General features: G+C 40.9%; 6 protein-coding genes and 1 pseudogene. All 7 read right to left on the bottom strand.

The window, feature by feature from the left end; all coding sequences use genetic code 11:
- Positions 1-41: 41 nt before the first annotated feature.
- Positions 42-3,686 carry a DNA-directed RNA polymerase subunit beta' gene (gene rpoC, locus O3798_RS07155; RefSeq protein ID WP_371464094.1) on the bottom strand — a complete coding sequence of 1,215 codons (3,645 nt, stop codon included), beginning with the start codon at positions 3,684-3,686 and terminating at the stop codon, positions 42-44.
- A 227-nt stretch (positions 3,687-3,913) separates the two neighbouring features.
- Positions 3,914-7,388: pseudogene (rpoB, locus tag O3798_RS07160) on the bottom strand (DNA-directed RNA polymerase subunit beta); the annotation flags it as partial.
- Between the two features lie 301 nt (positions 7,389-7,689).
- Positions 7,690-8,361 carry a deoxyribose-phosphate aldolase gene (gene deoC / locus O3798_RS07165; protein ID WP_371464095.1) on the bottom strand — a complete coding sequence of 224 codons (672 nt, stop codon included), beginning with the start codon at positions 8,359-8,361 and terminating at the stop codon, positions 7,690-7,692.
- Positions 8,362-8,375: 14 nt separating this feature from the next.
- Positions 8,376-9,149, bottom strand: a complete 774-nt coding sequence (udp, locus tag O3798_RS07170; protein ID WP_048784234.1) for a uridine phosphorylase — start codon at positions 9,147-9,149, stop codon at positions 8,376-8,378.
- Between the two features lie 205 nt (positions 9,150-9,354).
- Entirely contained in the window at positions 9,355-10,452 is a 1,098-nt protein-coding gene (locus O3798_RS07175; RefSeq protein ID WP_371464096.1) for a competence protein CoiA, read from the bottom strand.
- Between the two features lie 63 nt (positions 10,453-10,515).
- On the bottom strand, positions 10,516-12,288 hold the full coding sequence (locus O3798_RS07180; protein ID WP_371464097.1) for an oleate hydratase: 1,773 nt from the start codon (positions 12,286-12,288) through the stop codon (positions 10,516-10,518).
- Positions 12,289-12,425: 137 nt separating this feature from the next.
- Entirely contained in the window at positions 12,426-12,971 is a 546-nt protein-coding gene (locus O3798_RS07185; protein ID WP_371464098.1) for a TetR/AcrR family transcriptional regulator C-terminal domain-containing protein, read from the bottom strand.
- Between the last annotated feature and the right edge of the window lie 33 nt (positions 12,972-13,004).

A 13,004-nucleotide genomic window follows, 5' to 3' on the forward strand; every position in this document is an offset into this window, starting at 1 on the left:
ACACCCTGTAGCTTTCACTACAGGGTGCTTAAAGTCACAGATTATTCATTTGTGTCTTCTTCAGAAGTTGCTGGTTCCCCAACTAAACCTTCTGTTTGTTCCACTGGTAATACTGGTTCTGAAGTACTTGTTTCCATATTGCGGTAACGAGCCATACCTGTACCAGCAGGGATGATCTTACCGATGATAACATTTTCTTTCAATCCTAGTAAGTGGTCTTTCTTGCCGCGGATAGAAGCATCTGTCAAGACACGAGTTGTTTCTTGGAATGATGCAGCAGACAAGAAGCTGTTTGTTTCTAATGAAGCTTTTGTAATACCTAATAATACAGGACGAGCTGTCGCAGGTACTTCACCGTTCATGATTGCAGAACGGTTACGTTCTGTAAAGTCTGCAATATCAAGTAATGTTCCTGGAAGGATTTCAGTTGAACCTGGATCCATTACGCGAACTTTACGTAACATTTGACGAACCATTACCTCAACGTGTTTATCGCCGATTTCTACCCCTTGCATACGGTATACTTTTTGTACTTCACGTAATAAGTAGTTTTCAACTGATAATACATCACGAACACGTAATAATTCTTTAGGATCGATAGAACCTTCTGTTAATGGAGCACCACGATCGATGATTTGTCCTTCTTCCACTTTTAGACGAGCTGTAAATGGAACTGTATAAGAACGAGTATCTGTAGAACCTTTAATCGTAATTTCTTTTGTACGACTTCCAGCATTTTCTTCGATAGAAACTACTTCACCCGCTACTTCACTGATTGTCGCAACCCCTTTAGGATTACGCGCTTCGAAGATTTCTTGGATACGAGGTAAACCTTGAGTAATATCGTCTCCGGCAACCCCACCGGTATGGAACGTACGCATTGTTAACTGTGTACCAGGTTCCCCGATTGATTGAGCGGCAATTGTACCAACTGCTTCCCCAACTTCAACTTCTGAACCTGTAGCTAAGTTACGTCCGTAACAGTATTTACATACCCCATGTTTTGTATCACATGTGAAGGCTGAACGAATTGTAATTTCTTCGATTCCAGCTTCGATAATCTTACGAGCAATATCTTCAGTAATGATTTCATTGCGTGCTACTAACACTTCACCTGTTTCAGGATGTTTCACTGAACGTTGTGCGTAACGTCCTAACATACGTTCTTCAAGTGTTTCAATGACTTCATTTCCTTCTTTAATCGCAGTAATTGTTAAACCACGATCGCTTCCGCAGTCTGTTTCACGAATGATCACATCTTGCGCAACGTCTACTAAACGACGAGTTAAGTAACCTGAGTCGGCTGTCTTCAAGGCCGTATCGGTCATCCCTTTACGAGCACCGTGAGTAGACAAGAACATTTCCATAACGGTTAACCCTTCACGGAAGTTTGATGTTACCGGTAATTCCATGATCTTACCGTTAGGAGCGGCCATCAATCCACGCATACCAGCAAGCTGAGTAAAGTTAGAGATGTTACCACGGGCTCCAGAATCACTCATCATGAAGATTGGGTTACGAGAACCTAATGTGCGAATTAACGCTTTTTGGATATCATCTTTCGCTTTGTTCCATGTTTCGATAACACGTTCATAACGTTCATCATCTGTAATTAAACCACGACGGAATAATTTAGAGATGTTGTCGACTTGTTTATGTGCTTCTTCAAGAATTTCTTTCTTGTTGTCCGCAACTGAAATATCTGCAATCCCTACTGTTAAACCAGCACGAGTTGAGAATTTATATCCTAAGTCTTTCATACGGTCTAACATCATTGAAGTTTCAGTGATATGGAATCGTTTGAACACTTCGGCGATGATTTGACCTAAGTTTTTCTTCTTGAATGGTGCAACGATTTCGCGTCCTGCGATTTCTTCTTTAATGTTTGCCCCTGCTTCTAAGAAGTATTTATCTGGTGTAGCCACTTCTAAGTTTTCCATTGTTGGCTCATTTAAGTAAGGGAATTCGTTTGGCATGATTTCGTTGAATAATAATTTACCAACAGTCGTTACCATCATTCTCTCTTTTTGCCACTCTGTAAATGGTTTATGTGGAAGTGAGCTTGCAGGAATTGCAATACGGCTGTGTAAATGAACATATCCATTGTTGTAAGCCAAGATTGCTTCGTCCATGTCTTTGAAGAACATACCTTCACCAACACGGCCTTCTTGTTCCATTGTTAAGTAATAGTTCCCTAAAACCATGTCTTGAGATGGTGTAACAACTGGTTTACCATCTTTAGGGTTTAGGATGTTTTGAGCCGCTAACATTAATAAGCGAGCTTCAGCTTGAGCTTCTTGAGATAGTGGCACGTGAACCGCCATTTGGTCTCCGTCAAAGTCGGCATTGTAGGCTTCACACACTAATGGGTGAAGACGAATCGCACGACCTTCTACTAGAGTTGGTTCGAACGCTTGAATCCCTAATCTGTGAAGCGTAGGTGCACGGTTCAATAGAACTGGGTGCTCACGAATTACTTCTTCAAGGATTCCCCAAATATCGTCATCTAAACGTTCAATTTTACGTTTAGCGCTCTTGATGTTTCCAGCGATTTCACGTTCAACTAATTCTTTCATTACGAAAGGTTTGAATAATTCAATCGCCATTTCTTTAGGAAGACCACATTGGTACATCTTCAAGTTTGGTCCTACTACGATTACAGAACGTCCAGAGTAGTCTACACGTTTACCAAGTAGGTTTTGACGGAAACGACCTTGTTTCCCTTTAAGCATGTGGCTTAATGATTTCAATGGACGGTTACCTGGTCCAGTTACTGGACGGCCACGACGACCATTATCGATTAAAGCATCCACTGCTTCTTGTAACATACGTTTTTCGTTTTGAACGATGATACGTGGTGCGTTTAATTCTAATAAACGTTTTAGACGGTTATTACGGTTAATCACACGACGGTATAAATCGTTCAAGTCACTTGTTGCAAAACGTCCACCTTCTAATTGAACCATTGGACGTAAATCTGGTGGGATAACTGGAATAACATCCATTACCATCCATCCAGGTTGATTTCCTGATTCTTTGAAGGCATCTAAAATATCTAAACGACGGATTGCACGAGTACGTTTTTGACCTTGAGCTGTTTTCAACTCTTCTTTTAATTCAGCGATTTCAGCGTCTAAGTCAACGTTGTTTAATAACTCTTGAACAGCTTCCGCACCCATTGCAGCATGGAAACGAGTTCCGAATTCTGCACGTTTTTCACGGTATTCACGTTCAGTTAATAATTGTTTGTGCATTAATGTTGTGTCGCCAGCGTCGATAACAACGTAGCTTGCAAAATAAATGACTTCTTCCAACGCACGTGGACTCATGTCTAACACAAGTCCCATGCGGCTTGGAATGCCTTTGAAGTACCACACGTGTGATACTGGAGCTGCTAATTCGATGTGTCCCATACGTTCACGACGAACTTTTGAGCGCGTTACTTCAACGCCACAACGATCGCAGACTTTCCCTTTGTTGTTGATTTTCTTTAATTTACCACAAGAACATTCTAAGTCTTTTGTTGGACCAAAGATTTTCTCGCAGAATAAACCATCGCGTTCTGGTTTTAAAGTACGGTAGTTGATTGTTTCTGGTTTTGTAACTTCACCATGTGACCACTCACGGATTTTCTCCGGAGAAGCTAACCCAATCTGCATACTTTCAAAATTATTTACATCTATCAAGGGGCCTACCTCCCTTTCTTTTGGAATTGCCCTACGATTCCAATAGTTCTATTACTCTTCGTCAGTATCAAAATTGTCTTCAACGTCTTCTACATCGGCTGCATCTTCTTCAGCTGTATCAGCTGCTTCTTCTGCTGCTGATAATTCAGCTGCACGATCAGAATACTCATCTAATTGAGCACGTCTATCATTTGTTCTTTCAACGTCACTGAAACGAATTCCTTCGTCTTCGTCCATATCTTCAAGTTTGATTTCTTCATCTTGTGCGTCAAGTACTTTCATATCAAGACCTAAAGCTTGTAATTCTTTTACTAATACGCGGAATGATTCTGGAACTCCTGGACGTGAAATTTGTTGACCTTTAACGATTGATTCGTAAGTCTTCACACGACCAACAACGTCATCTGATTTGTACGTTAGGATTTCTTGTAATGTATAAGCAGCACCATAAGCTTCTAGTGCCCATACTTCCATTTCCCCGAAACGTTGTCCACCAAATTGCGCTTTACCTCCAAGAGGTTGTTGTGTAACGAGTGAGTATGGTCCAATTGAACGAGCGTGAAGTTTGTCGTCAACCATGTGGGCAAGTTTGATCATGTACATAACCCCTACTGACACACGGTTATCGAATGGTTCACCTGTACGTCCATCATATAGAATTGTTTTCGCATCACGAGCCATACCCGCTTCTGCAACAGTTCCCCATACGTCTTCATCTTGTGCACCATCGAATACTGGTGTAGCGATGTAAATACCTAATTCACGAGCAGCCATCCCTAAGTGTAACTCTAACACTTGTCCGATGTTCATACGTGAAGGTACCCCTAATGGGTTTAACATGATGTCAACTGGTGTTCCATCTGGTAAGAATGGCATATCTTCTTCCGGCATAATACGGGAAACAACCCCTTTATTACCGTGACGTCCGGCCATCTTATCCCCTTCATTGATTTTACGTTTTTGTACAATATATACACGAACTAATTTGTTTACGCCAGGTGCTAATTCATCACCTGCTGCACGTGTGAACACACGTACATCGCGGACAATACCGCCACCGCCGTGAGGTACACGTAGAGACGTGTCACGAACTTCACGAGCTTTTTCACCGAAGATTGCGTGTAATAAACGTTCTTCTGGTGATTGTTCTGTTAACCCTTTAGGAGTTACTTTACCGACTAAGATGTCACCATCTTTAACTTCGGCACCGATACGGATAATTCCGTCAGCGTCAAGGTTCTTCAATGCGTCTTCCCCAACGTTTGGAATCTCACGAGTAATTTCTTCAGGTCCAAGTTTTGTATCACGAGCTTCTGAATCGTAGTCGTCGATGTGGATTGATGTATACACATCGTCTTTCACTAAACGTTCACTCATGATAACCGCATCCTCGTAGTTGTAACCTTCCCAAGTCATGAACGCTACTAGAACGTTTTGTCCTAATGCTAATTCACCTTTTTCCATAGAAGGTCCGTCTGCTAGGATTTCGCCTTTAACCACTTTATCCCCTTGTGCCACGATTGGACGTTGGTTGTAACACATACCCGCGTTTGATCCGTGGAACTTAGTGATTTGGTAAGTATCTAATGAGCCATCAGCTGTACGTACACGTACTTCTTTAGCATCAACGAATTCGACAACACCATCGCGTTTACATAACAAGGCAACCCCTGAGTCATGCGCAGATACGTATTCCATACCTGTACCGATAAATGGTGCTTTTGGATTTAACAATGGAACAGCTTGACGTTGCATGTTCGCACCCATCAACGCACGGTTTGAGTCGTCGTTTTCTAAGAATGGGATACATGCTGTCGCAACTGCAACTACTTGTTTTGGAGAAACGTCCATGTAGTCCACGCGGTCTACTGGCACTTCTAAGTTTTCAGATACGTAACGCGCCATAACAACATCGTTCACGAAGCTTCCGTCTTCATTTAATGGAGAGTTCGCTTGCGCTACTACGAAGCTATCTTCTTCGTCAGCTGTTAAGTAGTCGATTTTATCTGTAACTTTATGAGTGTTCCAGTCTACACGACGGTATGGAGTTTCGATGAAACCATATTTGTTGATCTTCGCATATGTTGATAAGCTGTTGATCAACCCGATGTTTGGTCCCTCAGGAGTTTCGATAGGACACATACGGCCATAGTGAGAATAGTGAACGTCACGAACTTCATATCCGGCACGGTCACGAGTCAAACCACCAGGTCCTAACGCTGATAGACGGCGTTTGTGTGTTAACTCTCCTAATGGGTTTGTTTGGTCCATGAATTGTGATAATTGAGAAGATCCGAAGAACTCTTTAATTGCCGCAACGACTGGACGAATATTGACTAATTGTTGTGGTGTCACTGTCGCAGTGTCTTGGATAGACATACGTTCGCGAACCACACGTTCCATACGAGATAACCCGATACGGAATTGGTTTTGTAATAATTCCCCTACTGAACGGATACGACGGTTTCCTAAGTGGTCGATGTCGTCTGTTGTACCGATTCCTTCGTAAAGGTTTAAGAAGTAGCTGATTGTTGCGATAATGTCGCTTGCAGTTACGTGTTTCACGTCTTCAGCAACGTTTCCGTTACCGATGATTTTAATCACGCGTTCTGGGTCAGCTGGTGAATAAACTTCTACTGTTTGAATTGTTACAGGGTCTTTAATCACACCGTCTTCTGATGGATGTAATGTAAATAAGTTTGCACCTTTTTCAAGTACTTCTACTACTTTTTCCATTACGTCGCGCTCAAGAACAGTTCCTTTTTCAACAACGATTTCTCCTGTTTCAGGATCTACTAAGTTCTCAGCGATTGTTTGGTGTAATAAACGAGTTTTAAGGTTTAATTTCTTGTTGACTTTATAACGTCCAACTGCTGCTAAGTCATAGCGGCGTGGGTCGAAGAAACGAGCTGTTAATAAGTTACGTGAACTTTCAGCTGTTTTTGGTTCACCAGGACGTAGACGGTCATAAATATCTTTTAATGCTTCTTCTGTACGAGATTCATCCATACGTTTATGAACATCTTTATCTAATGTTAAACGTAATGTTTCGCTATCTCCGAAGATTTCTTGGATAAGGTCATCTGAACCAAAACCTAACGCACGAACTAATACCGTTAATGGGATTTTACGAGTACGGTCGATACGTACATAAGAAATGTCTTTTGAGTCTGTTTCGTACTCTAACCATGCACCACGGTTTGGAATTAATGTTGAACCATATAATTGTTTACCGTTTTTGTCAGGTCTGTCATGGAAATAAGCACCAGGAGAACGAACTAATTGAGATACAATTACACGCTCTGCACCATTAATGATAAATGTACCCATTTCAGTCATTAATGGGAAGTCACCGAAGAATACTTCTTGGTCTTTTACTTCGCCAGTTTCTTTGTTCACTAAACGCATTTTCACGTAAATTGGAGCCGCGTAATTTGCGTCGTGGTTTCTAGCTTCTTGTATGTTATATTTTGGAGCATGTAATTCGTAATCTAAGAATTCCAATGACAAGTTACCAGTGTGGTCTTCGATTGGAGAAATATCCTTGAACATTTCGCGGATACCTTCATCTAGGAACCATTGGTAAGAATCTGTTTGGATTTCAATCAGATTAGGTAATTCTAATACTTCACTGATTCGTGCATAACTTCTACGCACACGGTGTCTACCGTATTTCACATCATGATGTGCCAACTCTTCCACCCCTATAAAATTAGTATTGATAAATGTTACATTTTGATGACATTTATTAAAAGTTCGTAACAAATGAAGATTTCGGTCGATTTTTAAACAAAAAAAAACCAAAAGAATTGTTTGCTGTCATTTGTGAAAAATGCAAATTCTTTTGTTTTAAGCCTTTATTTGTAAGGAATTGGACAATATTTCAACCCCTCATACCGATTAAAATCCACACTTATTGCGTTATATTATTATACACAAAATCCCAAGTGCCGTCAAGGTCGACAACACTTGGGAAATTTAGATTTTATCTGGTTTTTCGAGGTTAATAGGTACCCTCTTCTACGGATTGATTCTTCACGATTTTCACAATCCGACTTGTTCCAAGACGACTTGCTCCTAATTCGATGAATTTTTCAGCATCTTCAATGCTAGAAATTCCGCCTGCAGCCTTCACAAGAACACCTTCGCCAACGTGTTTCTTCATTAATGCCACGTGCTCAAATGTTGCACCTGCAGTTGAGAAACCTGTTGATGTCTTAATGAATTCAGCTCCTGCTCTAGTCACAACTTCACACATCTTGATGATTTCTTCTTCGGTAAGAAGCGCTGTTTCGATAATGACTTTTAAGATATGTCCATTACACGCTTCATGGATTTGACGAATTTCATCTTCCACTACATCGAAGCGTCCATCTTTCACATCACCGATATTAATCACCATATCGATTTCACTAGCTCCGTTTTGGATGGCATCTTTTGTCTCGAAGACTTTTGTCGCAGTTGTGCTATAGCCGTTCGGGAATCCGATAACGGTACAGATGGCTAATTTGCCATTCACGTATTCGCTCGCACGTTTAACAAAAGAAGCTGGGATACATGCTGACGCTGTTTCGTATTTCATCGCATCATCCAAAATCTCTTTAATTTCACTCCAAGTAGATGCTGGTAATAATAAAGTATGGTCTACTGTTTTTAAAATCTCTTTGATTTCCATAAAATCCCTCTTTCTTATTTAGCGCGGTCTTCTTTAATTAAGTTACGAAGTGCTTCAACAGCCACTTTAATCGCTGCTTCTGTATCATGAACGATTGGGTTTGATAACCCTGCTGCTTCACGCTCTTGGTTCCCTACTACTAGGAAAGTAGATCCAACGCGAACTCCTAAATGGCTAGCCACCACGAATAACGCTGCTGATTCCATTTCAGAAGCCTTCACGCCAAGACGTTTCCAAGCTTCCCATTTATTTTGTAAGTCATAGCTTACTGGCATCACTTGAGGTTCATGTTGTCCGTAGAATGAATCTTTACATTGAACAACTCCTGCGTGTGTTGTGTAGCCTAAGCTCTTACCAGCATTTAGAAGCGCTGTTACGACATCGTAGTTCGCAATCGCTGGAAATTCGATCGGTGCGTACTCGCGTGTTGTTCCTTCTGTACGAATCGCACCTGTCGCAATCACGATATCGCCACCTTTAACGTCGATATCAATTCCGCCACATGTTCCAACACGGACAAAAGTATCTGCCCCACTGCGTACTAATTCTTCAAGCGCGATGGCAGCAGATGGTCCACCAATCCCTGTTGATGTCACACTGACTTTTTCTCCATCTAAGTATCCTGTGTATGTCACGTACTCGCGGTTATCCGCCACTAGTTTCGCATCTTCAAAATGCTCTGCGATTTTCGCGCAACGTTTTGGGTCCCCTGGTAAAATCACATACCGACCTACATCGCCTTTACGTGTGTGAATATGATATTGTAATCCTTCTTCTGAATATTTCATGTAAAACTTCCTTTCCTTGCACGATACGTGCCCTGATATTGCCCTAGCAAACTAGGAAGGGGCCATGGTTTTTCCACAGCCCCAGATAGGAGGATGATGACAAATCTTCATCAAATAATTATGCCTATAAATGCGTTTTGCAAGTATAGTTGAAAGGATTAAATAATTGGATATACAGTTACCATAATTATCTCTATTTGCCTATTCATCCCTCTACACTCACTAATATTTTACCAAAATCACCCTTGCTTTGCAAACGGTTCATTTTTGATTTTGGATACCCTAGCCTTATTTTTTTATCGGCCAAAAGCTCATCTAATAGCTCCCAGAGGCACGCCTCCATCTGACTTTGGGGATTTTGAACAGGGCGCATCAGTGGTCGCCATACTTCTTCTACTCTCCTTACAAACTCCATCATTTCAATGTCTCCCTTAAAGGCCATTTGTTCCAACAAAATCCACGCATGACCCTTCCAGACAAGATTGGGAACCTTAAACGTTTCTGTATAGATTGGAAAGGTCAAGAAGCGGCTCGGCAAGTCCTCAAGCGTCTGTCTGCAGCGATATAACTTCACTAGAAACGACCTCGTCAGTGGCGACGCTAATTTTTTAAAGAGCATCGTGTCTCGTGGCGTCCATTCTATCGCATCAACTGGTTTTAGATGTGCTTTGACTGGAACGGAATCCCCGACCATCTTTCTCCACTTTTTCCATGAAAACTGTAAAAGCGGCACGCGTACGACTTGAAACGTCATCTGCTGCGAGCGAGGTTTCACTTTGATTTGCGTATGAAAAATCATTTCTCCATTCACAAAGAAAATCAGGAAATTCCCGAGTTGTGGATGATACTTCATTAAGTAACTAAAGGTATCCGTCAGTTTATGTTGACTCTCATAATTTTCTCCTAAAATCCAATCGACTGACATGCCAACTTCTCCCAGATGTCTCGTCCGTTCCACTATCTCTTCTGTAGGAATCACACTGCATTGATATTCGATACACCACGCACGCTCTCCTTCTGTCACGACAATATCTGGAATCTGTTCAATAGACGACACATACGGCTCGAGTTCTGCATGAAAGCCATGACTTTTCAAACTCTCTAGCAATAGATGCTTTCCTTCTTGATGAGCGATTGTTTCTTCCTGCCTATGTTTCTTTGGGATGTGCGAAAAAAACACCACTCCATTTCTGGAAACCTTCTTGGTCACTTCTTCTCCACATTCCGGGCAAAAATAAACTTCATCTTCTTTAATTTGTGTGGCATGAATCAATTCTCCTGTTTTCGTTCTAACGATATTCATATCTATCACCTCAACAAAAGATACGAAAAAACCTCTCTAATAGACTTAGAGAGGTTTCACTCATTAGATTAAGTTAGAATCTTTGAGAAGTTCTTCAACCATCGTACCTTTGATTTTCTTCACAGCACGTTTTTCAAATAATTTCACTAAGAACGGAACTTTCACATCGGCTAATTTCTTACCATCCATCAAGCGATTTGTTGATTTTGTAAGAACGCGTAAGTCATAAGCTGAAGCAAATACTTCTGGCACACCACGATCGACATCAAGCAATGTATATACAGCTTCCATCGCTGTACGAACAGAATATTCTGTTGTAAACACTGTATCTCGTGGAGTTTCAGCGAAGTTACCAATGAAGGCAATATTTTTAGAGCCATTTGGAACAACGAGTGGACGATCGCCATCTTTACGAGCCATGAAGTAGCTTGTGATATAAGGCATGTAGCAAGGAACCGTGTTGCATCCTTCGCTAGCAAATTCATGAATCAATTCTTCTGGAACACCCATGTGGTATAACCATTCTTCAGCGATTTCAATCCCTGTACATTCTTCGATTGGTTTTTCCACATAGTTTCCTTTGATTCCTGAATATAATCCGTAAATCCATACGACTAATTCATCTTTACTTTGTGCTTTAAAGTGTGGTTGACGGTTTAATGTGTAGCTCATCATCCAATTTGAGTCGCGAACTGTTACGATTCCTCCTGTTACCACTTTTCCAGCATAAGGATCACGTTTTGAGATTTTTTGAATGTATTCAGCGATTCGTTTGTCTTTTACAGTTGTTGTAGCTGAAACGAACCAGCTTTGGTCTGGTAAGTTTTCACAGAATACTTCTGGATGTCCGAAGCGTTCATCTTGTTTGGCTAAGTTTTTCCATAAGCTCCATGACCCACCTAATTCTTTTGAAATTGGAGCTGGAGTATTGTTATCTCCGTATGTTGTTGCAGCAGTAATACTACCGTTTGTCACGAATACTAAGTCGTTTTCTGTAAGATTGCGTGTTTCTAAAACACCACCTACTTCTAACACAAGTTCTTTCGCAATCATGTCGCTTCCAACATGTTCAACAATCACATTTTTAACAACTGTATCGTATTCGAATTGAACATTATGTTTTTTCAAGTAGTTCACGAGTGGTAAAACGAGTGATTCGTATTGGTTGTATTTCGTAAATTTCAATGCAGATAAGTCAGGTAGACCATCGATATGGTGAATGAAACGTAAGATGTAACGACGCATTTCAATCGCTGAATGCCATTTTTCAAAAGCAAACATACTAGCCCAGTAAGTCCAGAAGTTTGATTCGAAGAACTCTTCACTGAATACATCGGTAATTTTTAGCCCTTGTAATTCAGATTCAGATGTCATATATAGTTTCACCATTTCTTCGCTTGATTTATCGCTTAAAGTGAATTGGCCATCATCTGGAATGCGTTGTCCTTTGTTTTCAATTACACGGCAATGTGAGAAGTTAGGGTCTTCTTTATTAAGCCAGTAAAACTCATCTAACACAGAGGCATCTTCCACTTCTAATGAAGGGATTGATCTGAATAAATCCCATAAACATTCGAAGTGGTCTTCCATTTCACGTCCCCCACGAATAATGAATCCACGTGTTGGATTTAAGATCCCATCTAAGCTTCCTCCTGCAAGTGGAAGTTCTTCTAAAATATGAATGTTTTCTCCTTTCATTTGGCCGTCTCTAATTAAGAATGCAGCTGCTGATAAGGATGCAAGTCCTGAACCAACTAAGTAAGCTGATTTTTGGTCAACGCCTTGTGGTTTTTTAGGGCGAGCAAATGCTTCGTAATTTCCATTTGAATGATACATAGTAATTCCTCCTGTTTCCTGAAAATCAGGTTTTGTTCTTTACATGCATTACTCTACTCCCGTTTCACCAAAAACACCATAGACAAAAAAATCCCAATGTCCAAACTTTGGACACTGGGATGGAATTGTAAAGTTTTTTACTGAGAAATTCGAGCTACAATCGTTCCAATCATGACTTGTTCGATTTTTTCAACGAGTTCTTTAGCCGTGGCTGGCATTTGACGACTAATCCAATCAAGCCCTACACCAACGAGTGCATACGTATAAAACTCAATCGAGAATTGTACCTGCTCTGCTTCATCGCCACTGACATCAATTTCATTGAAAATCAAATCCGTCAAGAAACGCTCCACTTCCCGTTGCAAGAGTCGCTCGACATTTTCCTTGCTGACAGAACGATACGTGTTAAGGACAAAGTTGCGATTGTCATCCATATATTGGAAGAGTGCCTCCAGGGCGTCTTGCCAATTCTCATAAGAAATATTCTCACCAAGCGTGATATGCGCCTCATTTAAATAAATCCATTCGACCAATTCATAAATATCATGGAAATGATTATAAAACGTTTGACGACTAATCCCGCATTTCTTCGTTAAATCCTGTACAGTAATCTTCGTCAGCGGCTTTTCATTCATTAGTTCTTTAAGCGTGTTGGCTAACATCTTTTTTACAACAAGTGTCATTTGTATCCCTCTGTTTCATGAAGAAAAAGAGCG

Origin of the sequence: Granulicatella sp. 20925_1_45 (genome assembly GCF_041433555.1) — a bacterium.
In the GTDB taxonomy this organism is placed as follows: Bacteria; Bacillota; Bacilli; order Lactobacillales; family Aerococcaceae; genus Granulicatella.

Coding starts and splice junctions, on each gene's coding strand:
- deoC (WP_371464095.1), bottom strand. CDS start 8,361: ATGGAAATCAAAGAGATTTTAAAAACAGTAGACCATACTTTATTATTA.
- O3798_RS07180 (WP_371464097.1), bottom strand. CDS start 12,288: ATGTATCATTCAAATGGAAATTACGAAGCATTTGCTCGCCCTAAAAAA.
- O3798_RS07175 (WP_371464096.1), bottom strand. CDS start 10,452: ATGAATATCGTTAGAACGAAAACAGGAGAATTGATTCATGCCACACAA.
- udp (WP_048784234.1), bottom strand. CDS start 9,149: ATGAAATATTCAGAAGAAGGATTACAATATCATATTCACACACGTAAA.
- O3798_RS07185 (WP_371464098.1), bottom strand. CDS start 12,971: ATGACACTTGTTGTAAAAAAGATGTTAGCCAACACGCTTAAAGAACTA.